Here is a 20,628-nt window from a genome sequence, read left to right as displayed (position 1 = left end):
AAGCCGCGCGCCGGATGCGGTCAATGCGGCCCGGAACCCGTTAACCCCTCGCTAACCATAAAACTTCACCTTTCATTAACCATGAAAATTAGGGGCCGGTTAACCCAGAATGTTCCCTCTTCGTTCGCGAGAGCGCAGCGAATCGGCTACAAGGCGGCATGAACGAGATCATTGTCATGCTGGGCGACTGGCCGGTGCGCATCGTCGATGCGCTGATCGGCTTCGGTGCGCTCGTCCTCATCCTGCTGGTTGTGATTGCGGTCGTGATCGCGCGCTCGGGGCGGCGTGGCGCGGAACTCGCCATGGCGAACGCGATCCGGGCCGACGAGCTCGAGGAGCGGCTCGCCCAGGTGCTGCACGCCCAGAGCGAGGCCTCGGGGCGGGTCGACGCCATGACCCAGGCGCTGGCGGGACGCCAGGCCGAGATGGCGCGCGCGGTCAACGAGCGGCTTGATTCGGTGACGCATCGGGTCGGCCAGTCCATGGAACATTCGACCCGCAACACCATGGAGAGCCTGCGCGCGCTGCATGAACGGCTCGGCATCATCGACAACGCGCACAAGAACCTCACCGACCTCACCACGCAGGTGACCACTCTGCGCGACGTGCTCGCCAACAAGCAGTCGCGCGGCGCGTTCGGCCAGGCGCGGATGGAGGCGATCGTCCAGGACGGTCTGCCCAAGGGCTCCTACGAGTTCCAGTTCACGCTCTCGACCGGCAAGCGGCCGGACTGCGTCGTGTTCCTGCCCGACCAGCGCCCGCTCTGCATCGACGCGAAGTTTCCGCTGGAGGCGATGACGGCGCTGCACGACGCCCGCACCGACGAGGAGCGGCGCGTTGCTACGCAGCGGCTGCGCGGCGACGTGATGAAGCATGTCAGCGACATCGCGGAAAAATACCTCGTCACCGGCGAGACCCAGGAGATGGCGCTGATGTTCGTGCCGTCGGAATCGGTCTATGCCGAGATCCATGACGGCTTCGACGACGTGATCCAGAAGGCCTATCGCGCCCGCGTCGTGCTGGTGTCGCCGTCGCTGCTGATGCTCGCGATCCAGGTGATGCAGCAGATCATGAAAGACGCGCGCATGCGCGACGCCGCAGACCAGATCCGCACCGAGGTGATCAAGCTCGGCGACGATTTGGGGCGCCTGCGCGACCGCGTGCTCAAGCTGCAAAAGCATTTTGCCGACGTGAACGAGGACGTCCGCCAGGTGCTGATCTCCGCCGACAAGATCGAAAAGCGCGCAGGGCGAATCGAGGAGCTCGATTTCAGCAAGAGCGATGCGCCGGAGGCGCCGCGCCTGATGGCGACGGGAGCGGCAGAGCTGTTTCCGCGCAAGCTCCAGGCGGGGGAGTGAGACTAGGGCACACTGTCGTGCCCCGCGAAGGCGGGGCATCCAGTATTCCGCAGCCCGAGTGGTTGAACCGAGACGCCGCGGAGTACTGGATCGTCCGCCTTCGCGGACGATGACACCGAGCGTGTTGGAAGCTCTCCCGTCTCACCAGCTACCGCGAGAGTCTTTTCCCCCAGAATCTGCTAACACGCCCCCCATGACCGCACCCGACGCGACCTCCCCTGCCGCGGCTTCTGCCGCCTCGTCCTCCTGGCGCGACAGCCTTGCTGTTTACCTGCAGCCGCGCGTGCTGATCGTGCTGTTTCTCGGCTTCTCCTCGGGGCTGCCGCTGGCGCTGTCGGGATCGACGCTGCTGGTGTGGATGGCCGAGGCCGGGGTTGATCTTGGAACGATCGGGCTGTTTGCGCTGGTTGGAACGCCATACACGCTCAAATTCCTGTGGGCGCCGCTGGTCGATGCGCTGCATGTGCCGTTCTTCACGCATGCCTTCGGACGTCGCCGTGGGTGGCTGGTGTTTGCGCAGCTGCTGCTGATCGGCGCGATCCTGCTGTTGGCGCTGACCGATCCGGCACGTTCGCCACTGCTTGTCGCGCTCGGCGCGCTGCTGGTCGCGACGATGTCCTCGACGCAGGACATCGTGGTCGACGCGTTCCGCGTCGAGAGCCTGCCCGAAAGCGAGCAGGCCGCCGGCATGGCCGCCTATGTCGCGGCCTATCGCATCGGCATGTTGGTCTCGACTGCAGGCGCCCTGTTCATCGTCACCGGCTTCGAGGCGATCGTCCCGCGTGGCGCCGCCTGGATGTGGGGCTATGTGGTGATGGCGGCTCTGGTGCTGATCGGCACGGCGACTGCGCTCGCCGCCACCGAGCCCGCACAATCCGCGCGCGCCGAGGCCGCCACGCAGGACGAGGGCGCGCTCACGCGGGTGTTCCATGCGGCGCTGGGCGCGTTCTCGGAATTCCTGCGACGCAAGGAAGCATGGGTCGTGCTCGCCTTCGTCGTGCTGTTCAAGTTCACCGACGCGTTCTCCGGCAACATGACCGTGCCGTTCGTCATCGACATCGGCTTCACGCGGAACGATTATGCCGTGATCGTCAAGGGCGTCGGCATCGTCGCGACCCTCGCCGGCGGCTTTGCCGGCGGCTTCGTGGCCCGGCGCTATTCGCTCGCGACCAGCCTGTGGATCGGCGGCATCGTGCAGGCGATGTCCAATTTGTCGTTCTCGTGGCTAGCGCTGGTCGGCGTCAACGAATGGGCGCTGACCCTCGCGATCACCTCCGACAATTTCTGCAACGCCATCGGCACCGTGATCTTCGTCGCCTATCTCTCGGCGCTGTGCCAGAACCCGCTGCACACGGCGACCCAATATGCACTGCTGACGGCGCTCGCCGCGGTGGGACGGACCTATTTGTCGTCGGGCGCAGGCTATCTGGCGAAAGCGACGGGCTGGCCGATGTTCTTCGCGATCTCCGTCCTCGTCGCCATCCCGAGCCTGATGCTGCTTGCGTACTTGCAGAAGCGCGGGCATTTCGAGGCGCTGGGGCCGGTGCGGGTGTAGGCACCCCTGTCATGCCCCGCGAAGGCGGGGCATCCAGTACTCCGAGACAGTCGTGATCGACCGAGAAGCTGCGGCGTACTGGATCGCCGCCTTCGCGGGCGATGACACCGGAATCGGGGAGACGACTCCACCCCTACTGCTTCTTGATCAGGCTCCACTTCGTGATCACGGCCTCGCTCATCTGGCCGGGATCGCTGGCGCAGGCGACCTCGTCCACCTTCACGGAGATCTCCTTGCCGACGAAGGATTTCAGCTGGGCGGCCTGCGCCTCGCTGGAGGTGACGAGCTGGAACGTCTCAGGGCCGGTTTCGAGATTGCACAGCCCGTTCGGCGGCGGCAGGCGGCGCGGTTCCGACGTGATCTGGTAGGTCGCGACGCGCTTGCCGTTCTTGACGTCGCGCACCTTCATCGCGTTGAGCTCGCCGGAGAGCACATCGCCAGTGTTGATCGGCTTCCCGGGCTTGGACGGCGGCAGCGCCGCGTCGCCCTGCTGCGCGGAGATGGCCGGGGTCACCAGCATCAGCATCGTCGCGACCAAAGCCCATCGCGTGGCGAAAAGTTTCGTCATGTCGTCCGTTCCGTAAAGTCTGGATGGAGATTCCTGTTTTGACGCGTTTTCTTCACGCGAACCGGTATCCACTTCGCTCGAAAACGCTCTAGAACAGGGTGCGCTGCCGCATCGCAGCCGATAGCGTACCTTCATCGAGATAATCAAGCTCGCCGCCGACGGGAACCCCGTGGGCGAGCCGCGTCACCTTCACATTGGCGTCCTGAAGCAGGTCGGTGATGTAATGCGCCGTGGTCTGGCCGTCCACCGTCGCATTCAGCGCTAGGATGATTTCATGCACTTGCGAATCATGCGCGCGCGCCACCAGCGCGTCGATGGTGAGGTCCTGCGGGCCGACGCCGTCGAGCGGCGACAATGTCGCGCCGAGTACATGATAGCGACCCTGGGTCGCATTGGCCCGCTCCAGCGCCCAGAGGTCGGCGACATCGGCGACGACGACGATGATGGCAGGATCGCGCTTCGGATCGGTGCAGACGGTGCAGGGGTTTTGCGTGTCGATGTTGCCGCAGGTCTTGCAGACCTGGACCTTGTCCAGCGCCACCTGCAAGGCGCTCGACAACGGCATCATCAGCGCTTCGCGCTTCTTGATCAGATGCAGCGCCGCGCGCCGCGCCGAGCGCGGACCGAGGCCCGGCAGCCGCGCGAGCAGCTGGACCAGCCGCTCGATCTCGGGACCTGCAACAGCGCCCATCTTATTGGCCGAACAGCCCCGGCGGCAGGCCGAGCCCGCCGGTGAGGGCCTGCATCTTCTCCTGCATGGCGGTCTCGGCCTTGCGGCGCGCATCAGCGAGGGCGGTGACGAGCAGGTCTTCCAGCACCTCGCGCTCCTCGGCCTTCATCAGCGAAGGATCGATCTTGATGCCCTTGACGTCCATCTTCGCGGTCATGCGCACGGCGACGAGACCGCCGCCGGAAATGCCTTCGACCTCGACGTTGGCGAGCTGGTCCTGCATCTCCTGCATCTTGGATTGCAGCTGCGCCGCCTGTTTCATCATGCCGAGAAAATCAGCCATGGGTGCGTGTCCTTGGAAAGAATGGTTCAGAGATCGTCGCCGTCGGAACCGTCGGGCGGATCGTCGCTGCCATAGTCGGCGTTAATATCGGTTTCCGGCGTCTCGGGAGCAAGCCTGCGGACCTCGACGACCTTGGCGCCGGGGAAACGCGACAGCACCTCCTGCACGCGCGGATCGGCTTCCGCGGTACGGGCATGCTCCTGCTTGGCCGCCTGGTTCACCGAGCGCAAAGTCGGCTGGCCCTGCTCGTTGGAGACGATCACGGTCCAGCGGCGGCCGGTCCACAGCTCGAACTTCTTCGCAAGTTCCGAGATCATGGTCTTGGAAGCGTTGGGCTCGAGCGCGACTTCCAGCCGCCCCTCCTCGAAACGGACGAGGCGCATGTCGCCTTCGAGCGCGCTCTTGGTCATGATGTCGCGCTTCTGCCCTGCGAGCGCAACCAGCTGGGTGAAGCTCGCGATGCGCAGCTGGGGCGCCGCCCCTTGCGTATCCGGCGCGGGGGCCGCCATCTGCGGCCGGGCGCCACCGCCAAACGCTGGAGCCGAGGCTGTCGGCATGCGCACGGGCGCAGCTGACATCGGCGCTGCGGAGGCAACCGGCGCGGCCGGCGCGCCGTTGCGCGCGCTACTTCCGCCGTTCACGACCGGCGAGCCGCCGCCGTTCTGCTCGAGCATTCTGATCGCTTCGTCGGGTGTCGGCAGGTCGGCGACATAGGCGATGCGCACCAGAACCATTTCGGCCGCGGCTGCGGGACGCGTTGCGGCCTGCACCTCGGCGATGCCCTTAAGCAGCATCTGCCACATCCGCGACAGCACGCGCATCGAGATCTTGGAGGCGAACTCCTTGGCGCGCACCCGCTCGGTCTCGCCATAGGCGACGTTGTCGGCGGTCGCCGGGATGACCTTCACACGGGTGACGAAATTGACGAACTCGGCGAGGTCCGAGAGCACGACGATGGGATCGGCGCCGACATCGTATTGGTCGCGGAACTCCTTGAAGGCGGACGCGATGTCGCCGCGCGCCAGCGACTCGAACAGGTCGATGACCCGGGTGCGGTCGGCAAGGCCCAGCATCTGCCTGACGGCATCGGCCTTCACCTGCCCCGCCGCATGCGCGATCGCCTGGTCGAGCAGCGACAGCGAATCGCGCACCGAGCCCTCCGCGGCGCGCGCAATGATGCCGAGCGCTTCCGGCTCGATCTCGACGTTTTCCTTCGCCGCAATGCTGGCGAGGTGCTTCATCAGCACGTCGGCCTCGACGCGGCGCAGGTCGAAGCGCTGGCAACGCGACAGCACAGTGACCGGAACCTTGCGGATCTCCGTCGTCGCGAACACGAACTTGGCGTGCTCGGGCGGTTCCTCCAGCGTCTTCAGGAAGGCGTTGAACGCCGCCGTCGACAGCATGTGGACTTCGTCGATGATGTAGACCTTATAGCGGGCGCTGGCCGGGGCATAGCGCACGCTGTCATTGATCTGGCGGACGTCGTCGACGCCGGTATGCGAGGCCGCGTCCATCTCCAGCACGTCCATGTGCCGGCTTTCCATGATCGCCTGGCAATGAACTCCCAACGTCGGCATGTGGATGGTCGGCCCCTTCACCGATCCATCCGGCATCTCGTAGTTGAGTGCGCGGGCGAGAATGCGCGCGGTGGTGGTCTTACCGACCCCGCGGACGCCGGTGAGAATCCAGGCCTGCGGAATGCGGCCGGTCTCGAACGCATTGGAGACGGTACGGACCACGGCCTCCTGGCCGATCAGGTCGTCGAACGAGGATGGGCGGTATTTGCGCGCCAGCACCCGGTAGGGCGCATTGCCGGCCTGGCCGGCGCTGTCGGGATCGGGAGGGGCGCCAGCGTCGGTCATCGGTCGATCCGCAATGAAATGTCTCTTGGCCGGCTTTTGCGGAAAGGAGCGCGCTGGCGGCTGGTGCCGCCGGCGCTGGTTCGCTCGAAAAACAGGTAGGAGACTGACGAGCGACCCGATCCGGACCTCGTTAGGGCTGCTTCCTTCCGGACCTGACCCGGTTGGCGAGTGGCTCGTCCACCGCCAATCTCCCGGTCCCTATTTGGGGCCAAAGGGAGCGGAAAGCAAGCGGGGTCTGGGGCTGATCCGACAGCGCTTGAGGACTTCCGGCGCCGAATTCGCCCTCATTCGGCCTGTCCAACCGGGTCCGGCGCATAAGGACCACGGCGCACACGCATGTTGTCTGGGGGCGTGGTCTCTGCGACGGTAAGAATCAATCCAGAGAAGCCTTCATGCCCGAACCCGCCTGGTCGCTGCACTCCCGCCTGAAAGAGGACACCATCGATATCGGCGACCTGCCGCTGTCGAAGGTGCTGGTCATCAAGGACGCGCATTATCCCTGGCTGCTGCTGGTGCCGCGGCGCGCCGACACGGTCGAGATCATCGATCTCGACGAGGTGCAGCAGGCGCAGCTGATGACGGAGATCTCCCGCGTCTCGCGCGCGCTGAAGGAGATCACCAAATGCGACAAGCTCAACATCGCCGCGCTCGGCAACCTCGTGCCGCAGCTGCACGTCCACATCATCGCGCGCCGCACCAGTGACGCGGCCTGGCCGCGGCCGGTGTGGGGCGTGATGCCGCCGCTGGCGCATGACGCCGCGGAGGTTCAGAATTTCATCAGCGCGCTTCGCCGCAAGATCTGGTTGGGTTGAAAGAACGATAATGTCAGCATTCAACGCGTTTCCGCTCGGGCAGCCGGCCTTCGTCACCAACGTCCTCGACCGCGCCGCGCATCTGCGCCGCGACGACGAAAAGCTGTTCGCGCTGGAGCAGAAGCCGTCCTCGCGCGCCTACGTGGTCTATCGCGACTCGCTGCTGGTAAAGCGCGAGGGCGACAAGGTGCGGGCGCTGCTCGGAATCGACGAGGCGCTGAAATGCGGCGCCAATCCCGGCACGGTGTTCCTCGGGCTTCGCGACGGTGCGGCCGTGTTCGGCATGGGCCTGTCGCAGGCCGCCGCCGAGAAGCTGGTCGGCCGCGAGGATTATACCGTGACCGAGCTGCGCGGCATGGCGATGCAGGGCGCGATCCCGCCCGAGGAGCTCTCGGCCGTCGCGATGGCAAAGTCGATGGTGGGATGGCATCAGCGCCACGGCTATTGCGCCAATTGCGGCGTACGCACCAGCATGAAGGAAGGCGGCTGGAAGCGCGACTGCCCGAGTTGCAAGGCCGAGCATTTTCCGCGCACCGATCCGGTCGTGATCATGCTGGTGGCGTCCGGCGACAAGTGCCTGCTCGGACGCCAGAAGCAGTTTCCGGCAGGGATGTATTCCTGCCTCGCCGGCTTCGTCGAGGCGGCCGAGACCATCGAGGACGCGGTGCGCCGCGAGATCTTTGAGGAGTCCGGGATCCGCTGCACCGACGTGCAATATTACATGACCCAGCCCTGGCCCTATCCGTCGTCGCTGATGATCGGCTGCAGCGCGCGGGCGTTGAACGAGGACATCGTCGTCGATCGGATGGAGCTGGAAGACGCGCGCTGGTTCACGCGCGAGGAGGCGGCGAAGATGCTGACGCGGACGCATCCTGACGGGCTCGCCGGCCCGCATCCGTTCGCGATCGCCCATCATCTGCTCGGCCGCTGGGTACACGACAAGAGCAGCTGAGCCGAACGACGATGGCCGGGACCGCGCCGCGCATCCTCTGCATCGGCATGCCGGTGCGCGACCTCATCCTGCGCGTCGAGGCCTTGCCCGAATGCGGCGGCAAGGCGAACGCCAGCCATCTCGCCGAAGTGTGCGGGGGCAACGCGCTCAACGCTGCCATCGCGATGGCGCGGCTCGGCGGCCGCGTCGCGTTCGCAGGTCCCATGGGCGATGCGCAGGAGACGTCGAGCGCCTTCATCCTCGCGCAGATGGCGCAGGAGGGCGTCGATAACACTCACATCGTGCGCATGCCGGGCCTGAGCACGCCGGTCTCGGCGATCATGATCGAGCCCTCCGGCGAGCGGACGCTCACCATCTATCGCGATCCCGCGCTGTGGACCGTGAGGCTACCCGAGGCCGACGCCTTGCTGGCCGATTGTCAGGCGGTGCTCGTCGAAAGCCGCTGCGCGGCGTTCGCGACCTCGCTTTGCGCCGAGGCACGCCGGCGCGGCATTCCCGTCATCGTCGGCGTCGACCGCGCGATGGCGCTGCAGGACGGCCTGCTCACGGCCGCCTCGCATCTGCTGTTCGCCAGCGCCCAGCTGCAGGAGACGGCCGGCATCGCTGACGACGGTGCGGCCTTGAAGCGCCTGGCGGAGCTGACGCCCGCCTTCCTCGCGGCCACCCGCGGCCCGCGCGGCACGATCTGGCTGAACCAGGCGGGCGCGCTGGAGGAAACACCAGCCTTCCCGGTCCAGGCGGTCGATACGCTCGGCGCTGGCGACGTCTTCCATGGCGCGTTCGCGCTCGGCCTCGCTGAGGGTAAGGGGTTGCGGGAAGCGATGCGATTCGCCACGGCCGCCGCAGCGTTGAAATGCACCCGCCATGGCGGCGGCCTGGCCGCCCCACAACGCGTTGAAGTTGAAAGGTTTTTGCGCGATCGTCCGTAGAGCGATTCCATGGAAGCGCTGAGATTATGGGCTTGCTGTGGAAAGATTTTCTCTATATCAGGGAAATCTGCCCCTGAAATGAAACAAAGTTCTTCAAATGACTGATGTCGCCGTCCAAATTCCCGAGACCAGCCGCCGCCTCGACGCCATCGACCGCAAGATCCTGATGGTGCTCCAGGAAGACGCCTCCCTTTCCGTCGCCGAGATCGGCGACCGGGTCGGCCTGTCCTCGACCCCCTGCTGGAAGCGCATCCAGCGCCTGGAGGCCGACGGCGTGATCATCAAGCGCGTCGCGCTCGTCGACCAGAACAAGATCGGGCTCGGCATCTCCGTGTTCGTGTCGGTCGAGAGCTCCGACCATTCGGATGCCTGGCTGAAACGGTTCGCCGAGGCCGTCAGCGCCATGCCGGAGGTGATGGAGTTCTATCGCATGGCTGGCGACGTCGATTACATGCTGCGCGTCGTGGTCGCCGACATGCAGGCCTATGACGTGTTCTACAAGAAGCTGATCAGCGCCGTGCCGCTGAAGAACGTCACCTCGCGCTTCGCGATGGAAAAGATCAAGTCGGTGACGGCGCTGCCGATCCCGGCGGTGGTGGCGGCTTAATTCACGCCACGCGGAAAGTGTCATCGCCCGATTTAATCGGGCGATCCAGTATTCCAGACGCCGGTGATAGAATCGAGAAGCCGCGGGGTACTGGATGCCCCGGTCAAGCCGGGGCATGACAGCGGAGCGAGAGGGACGGATCGCGCCTCTCTCAGGTGCTCCTCAAATCTTCTGATTGTACTCGCCGACTTCGGGATGCGTGCGCAGCACGCTGTTCACCATCTCGAACATGTCGTGCATGCGCTGCTCGGAGACCGGGCTCTCGACCACGACGACGAGCTCGGGCTTGTTGGACGAGGCGCGCACCAGGCCCCAGCTGCCGTCCTCGACCGTGACGCGCACGCCGTTGACGGTGACGAGATCGCGGATCGCCTGCCCCCCGATCTTCGCACCCTTTGCTTGCAGGTCCTCGAAGTGCTTCACCACCTTGTCGATGACGCCGTATTTGGTCTCGTCGGCGCAATGCGGCGACATGGTCGGCGACGACCAGGTCTTCGGCAGCGCGTTCTTCAGATCGGCCATCGACTTGCCGGGCGCGCGGTCGAGCATGTCGCAGATCGCGAGCGCCGAGACCAGGCCGTCGTCATAGCCGCGGCCATAGGGCTTGTTGAAGAAGAAGTGGCCGGACTTCTCGAAGCCCGCGAGCGCACCGGTCTCGTTGGTACGGCGCTTCATGTAGGAATGACCGGTCTTCCAATAGGCGGTCTTTGCGCCCTGCTTCTGCAGCACGGGATCGGTGATGAACAGGCCAGTCGATTTCACGTCCACAATGAACTGCGCGTCCTTGTGGATCGCCGACATGTCGCGCGCCAGCATCACGCCGACCTTGTCGGCAAAGATCTCCTCACCGGTGTTGTCGACCACGCCGCAGCGGTCGCCGTCACCGTCGAAACCAAGGCCGACATCAGCCTTGTGCTGCAACACCGCGTCGCGGATCGCGTGCAGCATCTCCATGTCTTCCGGATTCGGATTGTATTTCGGGAAGGTGTGGTCGAGCTCGGTGTCGAGCGGGATCACCTCGCAGCCGATCGCTTCCAGCACCTGCGGCGCGAACGCACCGGCGGTGCCGTTGCCGCAGGCCGCGACCACCTTGAGCTTGCGCTTAAGCTTCGGACGAGAGGTGAGGTCGGCGATGTAGCGCGCCGGATAATTCTCGTGGAACTGATAGGAGCCGCCGGCCTTGTTCTTGAACTCGGCGTTGAGCACGATTTCCTTCAGCCGCGTCATCTCGTCGGGGCCGAAGGTCAGGGGGCGGTTGGCGCCCATCTTCACGCCGGTCCAGCCATTGTCGTTGTGCGAGGCCGTGACCATCGCAACAGCGGGCACGTCGAGATCGAACTGTGCGAAATAGGCCATCGGCGTCACCGCAAGGCCGATGTCGTGCACCTTGCAGCCCGCCGCCATCAGGCCGGAGATCAGCGCGTATTTGATCGAGGCCGAGTAGCCGCGGAAATCGTGGCCGGTGACGATCTCCTGTTTGACGCCGAGCTCGGCGATCAGCGCGCCGAGCCCCATGCCGAGCGCCTGCACACCCATCAGGTTGATTTCCTTCTGGAACAACCAGCGCGCGTCGTATTCGCGAAAGCCTGTCGGCTTCACCATCGGCTCGGATTCGAAGGCGTAGGTGTTGGGCAATAATACGGATTTCGGCTTCGGGAACATTGAGTCGGTCTCGTGAAAGGGGGGCGGGAGTTGCTGCAGGCTTAGCGAATGCCAAACCGCAGCGAAAGGCGGGAATGAAGGCTTATGGCCGATAATTGCGGCAGTTTGGTAACGAAGAAACGTTACCGGAAGGGCGGCCGGAGCAAGAATAACTTCTTGAAATTGACGACTGCGCGGTCGCGCGGGCAGCGCCTCTACTGCTCCAGCACCATCTGCCCGTTGGCGTACTCAAAACGCTTCAGGCGGGACAGGAAGGAGAGGCCGAGCAGGTTTTCCGACAGCGCCTCATCCGGCAGGACCATTGCATCGACGTCGCGCACGATGAGACCGCCGACGTCGAGCATGGCGATGCGGGTGCGCGCGGCCTTGATGGTGCCGTTGGCGGTGGAGACGGTGGCGTTGTACTCGCCGCGCGAGGGACGGAGACCAAACCGGGCGGCCGAGGTCTCGTTCAGCGCAACGACGGAGGCGCCGGTATCGATCATGAAGCCGATGCGCTGGCCGTCAATCCGGCCCTCGGTCTGGAAATGACCGCGGGCGTCACGGCCAATGGCCAGGCTGCGGCCGCCGGCCGGCGCTGTGGCCGCGACTGCGACCGTCGTGCGCGGCACTGACGTGGCGGAAGCCGAGCTCATCTTGTCCGCCATCTGCGCCATGAAGGTGCCGAGGCCGATCATGACGGCCGCGATGATCATAATGTTACGCATCACACCACTTCCGAGCCGAAAGCTCGATTTCATCACGCGACGAGGCCGGCGGCGAGCGAAGGCACGCCGGGGCTCCTGTCATTTTGACGAAAAGGATGAGCGGAGGGTTAATGCCGGTTGCGAGTTCTCACGTCCCGCGCGGCTTCGCCCGCCTTGTCGGCACGGCGCTCGCGGGATCGTCGGGCCAGGGGTGACGCGGGTAGCGGCCGCGCAGGTCGGAGCGGACGGCGGCGTAGCTGCCGCGCCAGAAGCCGGGCAGATCGCGCGTCACCTGCACCGGACGCTGGGCCGGCGACAGCAATTCCAGCACCAGCGGCACCTTGCCGGCGGCGATCGAGGGATGGGTGTTGAGGCCGAACAATTCCTGCAGCCGCACCGCGATGGTCGGTCCCTGCTCGGCCTCGTAGTCGATCGCGAGCATAGTGCCGGTCGGCGCCTCGAAATGCGTCGGCGCCTCGCGGTCGAGCCGCGTGCGCATCTCCCAGGGCAAGAGCGCCATCAGGGCGTCGGAGAGATCGCCCGCGGAGATGTCCTTGAGCGCGATCTTGTCGGAGAGCGCCGGCACCAGCCAGTCGTCGCGCCGCGCGATCAGACCGTCGTCGGACAAATCGGGCCAGCTGTCGCCCTCGGCCTTGCGCAGGAACTTCACGCGATCACGCCATTGCTTGGCGGCTTTCGACCAGGGCAGCCGGTCGAGGCCCGCGGCGATCAGGCCATCTGCGAAGATGCGCGCGGTGTCCTCCGAGGGCGATACTGAAAGCGTCGCCTCGGACAGCGTGATCGCGTGCAGCACGCGCTTGCGCCGCGCCCGCAGCGCCATCGCGCCGCGATCGAACGAGATCTCGTCGGCGGTCTCGATATGCTCGGCGAAATGCCGCTCGATCTCGTCCTCGGTGATTTGCGCGGCGAGCAAGATGCGACCGCTCGCCGCCGTCCCCGTCATCTCACCGATCGCGATGTAGGGCGCACGGGCCAGCGAGGAGGTCTGCTCGACAGAGGCGCCGCGACCGTTGGCCAGCACGAAGCTGCCATTGCCGCGATTGCGCGCGACGCGGTCCGGGAACGCATAGGCGAGCATCAGGCCGGTCGACAGATCCTCCTGCTGCGCCACCTTCTCCGACGCCGCGACCTGCGAAGCCCACCGGTGCGCGAGATCGCGCGCGCTTGCCGCGCGTGGTGAGCGGTCGCGGCGGAACTGGTCGCGGCGGTGCTCGACATCGACGCTGTCGCCGCCAAGGCCGCGCTCGGTGATGATGGCCGCGATCTCGGCGGCGGCCTGGCCCTCGCCGGCGCGATGCGAATCCACGATCATGCGCGCCAGCCGCGGCGGCAGCGCCAGCGCACGCAGGCTCTTGCCTTCGGCGGTGATGCGACCGTCGCCGTCGAGCGCGTTGAGCTCGCTCAGCAGGCTCTTGGCTTCCTTCCAGGCCGGCTGCGGCGGCGGATCGAGGAACGATAGAGCCGCGGGATCGCTGACGCCCCATTGCGCGAGATCGAGCACCAGCGACGACAAATCGGCGCTGAGGATTTCCGGCTGGGTGTACGGCGCGAGCGATGCGGTCTGCGGCTCGTCCCAGAGACGGTAGCAGACGCCGGGCTCGGTGCGGCCGGCACGGCCGCGGCGCTGGTCCACCGCCGCGCGCGAGGCGCGCACGGTCTCGAGCCGGGTCAGGCCGATATCGGGCTCATAGCGCGGCACGCGGGCAAGACCGCTATCGACGACGATACGCACGCCCTCGATGGTGAGCGAGGTCTCCGCGATCGAGGTTGCCAGCACCACCTTGCGCGTGCCCTTGGGTGCCGGCGCGATGGCGCGATCCTGCACGGCGGCATCGAGCGCGCCGAACAGCGGCACGATCTCGACGGAGGCGTCCTGCACGCGCTCGGAGAGGAAATTCTGCGTGCGGCGGATCTCGGCGGCGCCTGGCAGGAAGGCCAGCACCGAGCCGCTATCGGCGCGCAGCGCAGATGCGATCGCATCCGCCATCTGCCGCTCGATCGGCGCGTCCGCCTTGCGGCCGAGATAGCGTGTCTCGACCGGAAACGCACGGCCCTCGCTCTCGACGACGGGGGCATCGCCGAGCAGCCTTGCCACCCGCGCACCGTCGAGCGTCGCCGACATCACCAGGATGCGCAAATCCTCGCGCAAGCCGGTTTGCGCATCACGCGCCAGCGCGAGGCCCATGTCGGCGTCGAGCGAGCGCTCGTGGAATTCGTCGAACAGGATCGCGGCAACGCCGGAGAGTTCGGGATCGTCGAGGATCTGGCGGGTGAAGATGCCCTCGGTCACCACCTCGATGCGCGTCGCGCGCGAGATCTTCGAGCCGAAGCGGACACGATAGCCGACGGTTTCGCCGGCGCGCTCGCCGAGCGATTTGGCCATGCGGTCGGCACTGGCGCGCGCGGCGATGCGGCGCGGCTCCAGCACGACGATCTTCTTGTCCTTGGCCCAGGGCGCATCGAGCAAGGCCAGCGGCACGCGCGTGGTCTTGCCGGCGCCGGGAGGGGCCACCAGCACTGCGGCGTTGCTGGCCTCCAGCGTACGCGACAAATCGTCGAGCACGGCATCGATCGGGAGGGGCGTGTCGAAACTGCGGGGCAAGATCTATCCACTCGTCATGCCCAGGCTTGTCCCGGGCATCCACGTCCTCGACCAGAAAACAGACGTGGATGGCCGGGACAAGCCCGGCCATGACGAATTTATGTGGAGCTGGGAACGATCAGCCCTGCACCGCCGGCCGACCGACGCTCTCGTAGACGAAGCCGGCGGCTTCCATGTCTTCGGGGCGGTAGATGTTGCGGAGGTCGACGACGACCGGCTGCGCCATGGTCGCCTTCAACCGGTCGAGATCGAGCGCGCGGAACTGGACCCATTCGGTGACGATGACGAGAGCGTCGGCGCCTTGCGCGCAGGCATAGGCGTCCTCGCAATAGGTGATATCGGGCAATTCGCCCTTGGCCTGCTCCATGCCGACGGGATCGAACGCCTTCACCTTCGCGCCCATGTCGATCAGGCCCGTTACCAGCGGGATCGACGGCGCATCGCGCATGTCGTCGGTGTCGGGCTTGAAGGTGAGGCCGAGCACCGCAACGGTCTTGCCGCGCAGATTGCCGCCGAGCGCCTGGCTCACCTTGCGCGCCATCGCGCGCTTGCGGTTCTCGTTGACCGCCAGCACCGATTCGACGATGCGCAAGGAGACGTCGTAGTCCTGCGCGATCTTGATCAGAGCCTTCGTGTCCTTCGGGAAGCACGAGCCGCCGAAGCCGGGACCGGCATGCAGGAATTTCGTGCCGATGCGGTTGTCGAGCCCGATGCCGCGCGCGACCTCCTGAACGTTGGCGCCGGCCTTCTCGGACAGATCGGCGATCTCGTTGATGAAGGTGATCTTGGTCGCCAGGAACGCGTTGGCGGCGTATTTGATCATCTCGGCGGTGCGGCGCGCGGTGAACATCAGCGGCGCCTGGTTCAGCGACAGCGGACGGTAGATGTCGCCCATCACCTTGCGGCCGCGCTCGTCGGAGGTGCCGACCACGATGCGGTCCGGGAATTTGAAATCGCGGATCGCCGCGCCCTCGCGCAGGAACTCAGGGTTCGAGGCGACAACCACGTCGGCCTTGGGATTGGCCTCGCGGATGATGCGCTCGACCTCGTCGCCGGTGCCGACCGGCACGGTCGATTTCGTCACCACCACGGTGAAGCCGGAAAGCGACTGCGCGATCTCTTTCGCGGCGGCGTAGACGTAAGACAGGTCGGCGTGTCCGTCGCCGCGGCGCGAGGGCGTGCCGACCGCGATGAACACGGCATCGGCATCGGCGACCGGCTGCTTCAGGTCGGTGGTGAAGTCCAGCCGCTTGGCTTTCACATTGTTCGCGACCAGCTCGTCGAGGCCAGGCTCGTAGATCGGGATCTCGCCGCGATGGAGTGCCGCGATCTTCCTCTCGTCCTTGTCGACGCAGGTGACGTCGTGGCCGAAATCCGCAAAGCAGGCGCCGGACACCAATCCCACATAGCCCGTGCCGATCATCGCAATTCGCATGAAAAATCCTGTTCCAGCTTGGTTAACGGACGTCCAACTCAGCCCAATCCGGGGCGGTTTAGCATTTTCCCGAGGCCATGGAACAGTCCGCATGCAAAAACCGGCCCGCGATTTGAACCGGTAAAGAAGTCGGAAACTACTGGGCTCCAAACTGCCCCAGGCCCGCACAGGCACGGGCGGAACGCGCCTCGAAAAGGGACACCATGGCACGATCAGGCACAATCGCGGCGGCCAGCCCCTCCACGGCCGCTTCGGGCGCGCGTATCGACTGGGTCGACTACGCCAAGGGCATCTGCATCGTCATGGTGGTGATGATGCATTCGGTGCTGGGGGTGGAGCTTGCCGCCGGGCAGACCGGGTTCATGCACGTGCTCGTAGCCTTCGCAAAGCCGTTCCGGATGCCGGATTTCTTTCTGATTTCGGGCTTGTTCCTGTCTCTGGTGATCGATCGGGACTGGCGAACCTATCTCGACCGCAAGGTGGTGCATTTCGCCTATTTTTATGTCGTCTGGGTGACAATCCAATTTGGCTTCAAGGCCCCGGCCTTTGCGGCCGAGACCAGCTGGCAGCATGTTGGCCTGCTGTATCTCGAATCCTTCATCGAGCCGTTCGGCACGCTGTGGTTCATCTATCTGTTGCCGGTCTTCTTCGTCGTCACGAAACTGACACGCAAGGTCCCATCGCTCGCGGTCTGGCTCGTCGCCGCCGCGCTGGAGACCGCGCACATCACGACCGGCTGGACCGCCATCGACGAGTTCTGCGCACGCTTCATCTATTTCTATTCGGGCTATTTGTTCGCGCCCTACGTGTTCGCCCTGTCGGACCGGGCGCGGAAGCATCCGGCGCTGGCGCTTGCAGCGCTCGCTGCCTGGGCGCTGATCAATGCCGGCCTCGTCGCAGCGGGCGCCAGCGAGTGGGCGATCGTCTCGCTCGCGCTCGGCTTCGCCGGCGCCTGCGCCATCATCGCCGCGGGCACGCTGCTCGCGCGGGCGCACTGGCTCAACTTCCTCCGCTTCTGCGGCGAGCATTCGATCGTGATCTATCTCGCCTTCTTCTTGCCGATGGCGGCGACGCGGACGCTGCTGCTGCGCACGGGCATCATTCCTGATATCGGCACGGTGTCGCTGCTCGTCACTATCGCCGGCGTGCTTGGTGCGCTGGCGATCTGGCAGGTCGCGCTCCGCCTCAATGCGCGCTTCCTGTTCGAGCGGCCCGATGCGTTCTGGATCGCGCCGAGGAAGGCGGGCGTGCGGTTACAGGCAGCGGAGTAGCTGCCCTCTCGGTGTCGTCGCCCGGCTTGACCGGGCGACCCAGTACGCGGAGGCGCCAGCGATTGAACCGAGAAGCCGCAGCGTACTGGATTCCCCGCTTTCGCGGGGAATGACAGCGGGGGATAGTCGCGCTACCGGCCCAAAAATCCGCCTCCCAAGGCTGTCAAAGTCCGCAAAAATTCATACATTGCGGCCATGCCCAAGACATCTCCGAAGACCACCGCCAAAGCTGACACCAAGGCCGCGCCGAAAGCTGCCGCAGAGACCAAGCCCGCTGTTGCCAAGGCTGCTGCCAAACCGGTCGCGGCAAAGGCGGCCGGAAAGGGCGACCACGTCTTCCTGGTCGATGGTTCCTCCTACATCTTCCGCGCCTATCACGCGCTGCCGCCGCTGAACCGCAAATCCGACGGGCTCCAGGTCAACGCCGTGCTCGGCTTCTGCAACATGCTGTGGAAGCTGCTCCGCGAGATGCCCGAGGACAATCGGCCGACGCATCTGGCCATCATCTTCGATAAGTCGGAGATCACCTTCCGCAACAAGATCTATCCGGACTACAAGGCGCACCGGCCGCCGGCCCCCGACGATCTCATTCCGCAATTCGCGCTGATCCGCGAAGCCGTGCGCGCCTTCGACCTGCCCTGCCTGGAACAGATCGGCTTCGAGGCCGACGATCTCATCGCGACCTATGTGCGCCAAGCCTGCGAGCGCGGCGCCAGCGCCACCATCGTGTCGTCCGACAAGGACCTGATGCAGCTCGTCACCGATTGCGTCACGATGTACGACACCATGAAGGACCGCCGCATCGGCATATCAGAGGTGATCGAGAAGTTCGGCGTGCCGCCGAACAAGGTGGTCGAGGTGCAGGCGCTCGCGGGCGATTCCACCGACAACGTGCCGGGCGTACCCGGCATCGGCATCAAGACCGCGGCGCAGCTGATCACCGAATATGGCGATCTCGACCAATTGCTGTTCCGCGCCGGCGAGATCAAGCAGCCCAAGCGGCGCGAGGCGCTGCTCGAGAACGCGGAGAAGGCGCGCATCTCGCGGCAGCTCGTGCTGCTCGACGACAAGGTCGAGCTGGAGGTGCCGCTGGACGACCTCGCCGTCCACGAGCCCGACGCGCGCAAGCTGATCGCCTTTCTCAAGGCGATGGAGTTCACGACGCTGACGCGGCGCGTCGCCGAATATGCGCAGATCGATCCCGCCAATGTCGACGCCGATCCCGGCTATGCCAGCGGCGCCAGCGTGTTCACGACGCTGCCGCCCTCGGACGTGGTGCCCACACCAGGCACGGGAACTCTGGCGCCGGCCCGGCCGAACCAGCCCAACAAGTCGGCAGGCAAGGAGGATAAGGCTGCGAGCCCGAAGGGTGCCCCGATCTCGCTCGCCGCCGCACGCGAAGAGGCGCTGCGCAAGCTTCCTGTCGATCGCGGCAAATACCAGACCATCAAGACGCTGAAGGAGCTCGACGCCTTCATCGCGCGCATCCATGACGCCGGCCATGTCGCGATCGAGACAAGAGCGAGCTCGATCGATCCGATGCAGGCCGATCTCTGCGGCATCGCGCTTGCGCTGGCGCCGAACGAGGCCTGCTACGTGCCGCTGGCGCACAAGCAATCCGGCGGCGGCGCCGGCCTGTTCGATGCCGGCCTTGCGCCGGACCAGGTCAAGCATGACGACGCGCTGCAAGCGCTGCGGCCGGTGCTGGAATCGGCGGGCATCCTCAAGATCGGCTTCGACGTCAAGTTCACGGCCGTGATGCTGGCACAGCACGGCATCACCCTGCGCAACATCGACGATGCGCTGCTGATCTCCTACGTGCTCGATGCCGGCCGCGGCTCGCATGCGCTGGAATCGTTGTCGGAGCGCTGGTTCGGCCATGCCATGCTGAAGGAAAGCGAGCTGCTCGGCAGCGGCAAGGGCAAGATCACCTTCGACCAGGTGCCGATCGACAAGGCCGCACCGCTGTCAGCCGAAGGCGTCGACATTGCGTTGCGGGTCTGGCGCGTGCTGAAGCCGCGCCTCGTTTCCGAGCACATGAGTGCGGTCTACGAGACGCTGGAGCGGCCGCTGGTGTCGGTGCTCGCGCGCATGGAGCGGCGCGGCATCTCGATCGACCGCCAGGTGCTGTCGCGTCTGTCCGGCGACTTCGCCCAAACCGCGGCGCGCGTCGAAGCCGAGATCCAGGAGATCGCGGGCGAGCCGGTCAATGTCGGCAGCCCCAAGCAGATCGGCGACATCCTGTTCGGCAAGATGGGATTGCCTGGCGGCACCAAGACCAAGACCGGCGCGTGGTCGACCACCGCACAGGTGCTCGACGAGCTCGCCGAGCAGGGCCACGACTTCCCGAAGAAGATTCTGGAGTGGCGCCAGGTCTCCAAGCTGAAATCGACCTACACCGACGCGCTGCCGACCTATGTCAATCCGCAGACCCACCGCGTGCACACCACCTACGCGCTGGCTGCGACCACGACGGGGCGCTTGTCGTCGAACGAGCCGAACCTGCAGAACATCCCGGTGCGCACCGAGGACGGCCGCAAGATCCGCCGCGCCTTCATCGCCACGCCCGGGCACAAGCTCGTCTCCGCCGACTATTCGCAGATCGAGCTGCGGCTGCTGGCCGAGATCGCCGACATTCCCGTGCTGAAGCAGGCGTTCCGCGATGGGCTCGACATTCACGCCATGACCGCGTCGGAAATGTTCGGTGTGCCGATCAAGGGCATGCCGAGCGAGATCCGCCGCCGCGCGAAAGCGATCAATTTCGGCATCATCTACGGCATCTCCGCCTTCGGCCTCGCCAACCAGCTCGGCATCGCGCGCGAGGAAGCCTCCGCCTACATCAAGAAGTATTTCGAGCGCTTCCCCGGCATCCGCGCCTATATGGACGAGACGCGCGATTTCTGCCGCAACCACGGCTACGTCACCACTCTGTTCGGCCGCAAGTGCCATTACCCCGACATCAAGGCCTCGAATGCCTCGGTGCGCGCCTTCAACGAGCGCGCCGCGATCAACGCGCGGCTTCAGGGCACCGCCGCCGACATCATCCGCCGCGCCATGACGCGCGTGGAGGACGCGCTGACCGCGAAGAAGCTCTCGGCGCAGATGCTGCTCCAGGTGCACGACGAGTTGATCTTCGAGGTGCCGCACGACGAGGTCGAGGCAACGCTCCCCGTCGTGCAGAAGGTGATGCAGGACGCGCCGTTCCCGGCCGTGCTGCTCTCGGTGCCGCTGCATGTCGACGCCCGCGCCGCCAACAATTGGGACGAGGCGCATTAGCGCTCTCTCTTCACCTCTC

16 protein-coding genes and 1 other RNA gene are annotated in these 20,628 nt (G+C 65.7%); 8 read left to right on the top strand and 9 right to left on the bottom strand.

Annotation, left to right across the window (positions count from 1 at the left end; genetic code table 11):
- The first annotated feature begins 158 nt into the window (after positions 1 to 158).
- Both rmuC and I6F21_RS22220 read left to right on the top strand, forming a co-directional pair.
- The gene (gene rmuC, locus I6F21_RS22225) at positions 159 to 1,358 is read left to right on the top strand and encodes a DNA recombination protein RmuC (protein WP_225183427.1); all 1,200 of its coding nucleotides are present in this window, start codon (positions 159 to 161) and stop codon (positions 1,356 to 1,358) included.
- 193 nt (positions 1,359 to 1,551) lie between these two features.
- Positions 1,552 to 2,913 (top strand): MFS transporter, encoded by a 1,362-nt coding sequence (locus tag I6F21_RS22220; protein ID WP_225183426.1) that lies wholly within the window; start codon positions 1,552 to 1,554, stop codon positions 2,911 to 2,913.
- Positions 2,914 to 3,046: 133 nt separating this feature from the next.
- Here the strand turns inward: I6F21_RS22220 and I6F21_RS22215 are convergent, their stop codons facing one another.
- The 5 genes from I6F21_RS22215 to ffs all read right to left on the bottom strand — a co-directional run bounded on the left by I6F21_RS22215 (position 3,047) and on the right by ffs (position 6,548).
- Entirely contained in the window at positions 3,047 to 3,481 is a 435-nt protein-coding gene (locus I6F21_RS22215) for a hypothetical protein (RefSeq protein ID WP_036041781.1), read from the bottom strand.
- A gap of 88 nt (positions 3,482 to 3,569) precedes the next feature.
- Entirely contained in the window at positions 3,570 to 4,172 is a 603-nt protein-coding gene (gene recR, locus I6F21_RS22210) for a recombination mediator RecR (protein WP_036026497.1), read from the bottom strand.
- 1 nt (position 4,173) lies between these two features.
- On the bottom strand, positions 4,174 to 4,494 hold the full coding sequence (locus tag I6F21_RS22205) for a YbaB/EbfC family nucleoid-associated protein (RefSeq protein WP_157283374.1): 321 nt from the start codon (positions 4,492 to 4,494) through the stop codon (positions 4,174 to 4,176).
- Between the two features lie 26 nt (positions 4,495 to 4,520).
- Complete coding sequence (locus I6F21_RS22200; protein WP_225127007.1) at positions 4,521 to 6,356, bottom strand: DNA polymerase III subunit gamma/tau; 1,836 nt, start codon at positions 6,354 to 6,356, stop codon at positions 4,521 to 4,523.
- Between the two features lie 95 nt (positions 6,357 to 6,451).
- Positions 6,452 to 6,548: signal recognition particle sRNA small type (gene ffs / locus I6F21_RS22195), an RNA gene on the bottom strand.
- Positions 6,549 to 6,748: 200 nt separating this feature from the next.
- Here ffs and I6F21_RS22190 point away from each other — a divergent pair.
- The 4 genes from I6F21_RS22190 (at position 6,749) to I6F21_RS22175 (ending at position 9,656) form a co-directional block, all read left to right on the top strand.
- On the top strand, positions 6,749 to 7,168 hold the full coding sequence (locus I6F21_RS22190; protein ID WP_036041788.1) for an HIT family protein: 420 nt from the start codon (positions 6,749 to 6,751) through the stop codon (positions 7,166 to 7,168).
- 10 nt (positions 7,169 to 7,178) lie between these two features.
- Positions 7,179 to 8,120 carry an NAD(+) diphosphatase gene (gene nudC / locus I6F21_RS22185; RefSeq protein ID WP_225150836.1) on the top strand — a complete coding sequence of 314 codons (942 nt, stop codon included), beginning with the start codon at positions 7,179 to 7,181 and terminating at the stop codon, positions 8,118 to 8,120.
- An 11-nt stretch (positions 8,121 to 8,131) separates the two neighbouring features.
- Positions 8,132 to 9,049, top strand: a complete 918-nt coding sequence (locus I6F21_RS22180; RefSeq protein WP_225183425.1) for a sugar kinase — start codon at positions 8,132 to 8,134, stop codon at positions 9,047 to 9,049.
- A 97-nt stretch (positions 9,050 to 9,146) separates the two neighbouring features.
- Positions 9,147 to 9,656 (top strand): Lrp/AsnC family transcriptional regulator, encoded by a 510-nt coding sequence (locus I6F21_RS22175; RefSeq protein WP_025032510.1) that lies wholly within the window; start codon positions 9,147 to 9,149, stop codon positions 9,654 to 9,656.
- A gap of 162 nt (positions 9,657 to 9,818) precedes the next feature.
- Here the strand turns inward: I6F21_RS22175 and I6F21_RS22170 are convergent, their stop codons facing one another.
- From I6F21_RS22170 to I6F21_RS22155, 4 genes are all read right to left on the bottom strand, one after another.
- The gene (locus I6F21_RS22170) at positions 9,819 to 11,318 is read right to left on the bottom strand and encodes a phosphomannomutase/phosphoglucomutase (RefSeq protein WP_109145461.1); all 1,500 of its coding nucleotides are present in this window, start codon (positions 11,316 to 11,318) and stop codon (positions 9,819 to 9,821) included.
- 194 nt (positions 11,319 to 11,512) lie between these two features.
- A complete protein-coding gene (locus I6F21_RS22165) occupies positions 11,513 to 12,025 on the bottom strand; it encodes a TIGR02281 family clan AA aspartic protease (RefSeq protein ID WP_192893366.1) in 513 nt (170 codons plus the stop codon).
- A gap of 127 nt (positions 12,026 to 12,152) precedes the next feature.
- Positions 12,153 to 14,627: an ATP-dependent helicase HrpB gene (gene hrpB / locus I6F21_RS22160; protein WP_225183424.1), complete on the bottom strand. Its 2,475-nt coding sequence runs from the start codon at positions 14,625 to 14,627 to the stop codon at positions 12,153 to 12,155.
- A 118-nt stretch (positions 14,628 to 14,745) separates the two neighbouring features.
- Positions 14,746 to 16,062 carry a UDP-glucose/GDP-mannose dehydrogenase family protein gene (locus I6F21_RS22155; protein WP_225157260.1) on the bottom strand — a complete coding sequence of 439 codons (1,317 nt, stop codon included), beginning with the start codon at positions 16,060 to 16,062 and terminating at the stop codon, positions 14,746 to 14,748.
- A gap of 203 nt (positions 16,063 to 16,265) precedes the next feature.
- On the opposite strand from I6F21_RS22155, the gene I6F21_RS22150 reads away from it, so the two are divergent.
- Both I6F21_RS22150 and polA read left to right on the top strand, forming a co-directional pair.
- Positions 16,266 to 17,333 (top strand): acyltransferase family protein, encoded by a 1,068-nt coding sequence (locus I6F21_RS22150; RefSeq protein ID WP_225157259.1) that lies wholly within the window; start codon positions 16,266 to 16,268, stop codon positions 17,331 to 17,333.
- Between the two features lie 195 nt (positions 17,334 to 17,528).
- Positions 17,529 to 20,609, top strand: coding sequence for a DNA polymerase I (polA, locus tag I6F21_RS22145; protein WP_225183423.1), 3,081 nt, complete (start codon positions 17,529 to 17,531; stop codon positions 20,607 to 20,609).
- Positions 20,610 to 20,628: the final 19 nt, after the last annotated feature.

It is taken from the genome of Bradyrhizobium sp. NBAIM03, from assembly GCF_020194055.1.
In the GTDB taxonomy this organism is placed as follows: domain Bacteria; phylum Pseudomonadota; class Alphaproteobacteria; order Rhizobiales; family Xanthobacteraceae; genus Bradyrhizobium; species Bradyrhizobium yuanmingense.
Note: the sequence above shows the minus strand (reverse complement) of the source record. Positions and strands in the feature narration are given on the sequence as shown.

What these genes read in the sequence shown, in the direction of transcription:
- rmuC (WP_225183427.1), top strand. Translation starts at nt 159, where the DNA reads ATGAACGAGATCATTGTCATGCTGGGCGACTGGCCGGTGCGCATCGTC.
- I6F21_RS22220 (WP_225183426.1), top strand. Translation starts at nt 1,552, where the DNA reads ATGACCGCACCCGACGCGACCTCCCCTGCCGCGGCTTCTGCCGCCTCG.
- I6F21_RS22215 (WP_036041781.1), bottom strand. Translation starts at nt 3,481, where the DNA reads ATGACGAAACTTTTCGCCACGCGATGGGCTTTGGTCGCGACGATGCTG.
- recR (WP_036026497.1), bottom strand. Translation starts at nt 4,172, where the DNA reads ATGGGCGCTGTTGCAGGTCCCGAGATCGAGCGGCTGGTCCAGCTGCTC.
- I6F21_RS22205 (WP_157283374.1), bottom strand. Translation starts at nt 4,494, where the DNA reads ATGGCTGATTTTCTCGGCATGATGAAACAGGCGGCGCAGCTGCAATCC.
- I6F21_RS22200 (WP_225127007.1), bottom strand. Translation starts at nt 6,356, where the DNA reads ATGACCGACGCTGGCGCCCCTCCCGATCCCGACAGCGCCGGCCAGGCC.
- I6F21_RS22190 (WP_036041788.1), top strand. Translation starts at nt 6,749, where the DNA reads ATGCCCGAACCCGCCTGGTCGCTGCACTCCCGCCTGAAAGAGGACACC.
- nudC (WP_225150836.1), top strand. Translation starts at nt 7,179, where the DNA reads ATGTCAGCATTCAACGCGTTTCCGCTCGGGCAGCCGGCCTTCGTCACC.
- I6F21_RS22180 (WP_225183425.1), top strand. Translation starts at nt 8,132, where the DNA reads ATGGCCGGGACCGCGCCGCGCATCCTCTGCATCGGCATGCCGGTGCGC.
- I6F21_RS22175 (WP_025032510.1), top strand. Translation starts at nt 9,147, where the DNA reads ATGACTGATGTCGCCGTCCAAATTCCCGAGACCAGCCGCCGCCTCGAC.
- I6F21_RS22170 (WP_109145461.1), bottom strand. Translation starts at nt 11,318, where the DNA reads ATGTTCCCGAAGCCGAAATCCGTATTATTGCCCAACACCTACGCCTTC.
- I6F21_RS22165 (WP_192893366.1), bottom strand. Translation starts at nt 12,025, where the DNA reads ATGCGTAACATTATGATCATCGCGGCCGTCATGATCGGCCTCGGCACC.
- I6F21_RS22155 (WP_225157260.1), bottom strand. Translation starts at nt 16,062, where the DNA reads ATGCGAATTGCGATGATCGGCACGGGCTATGTGGGATTGGTGTCCGGC.
- I6F21_RS22150 (WP_225157259.1), top strand. Translation starts at nt 16,266, where the DNA reads ATGGCACGATCAGGCACAATCGCGGCGGCCAGCCCCTCCACGGCCGCT.
- polA (WP_225183423.1), top strand. Translation starts at nt 17,529, where the DNA reads ATGCCCAAGACATCTCCGAAGACCACCGCCAAAGCTGACACCAAGGCC.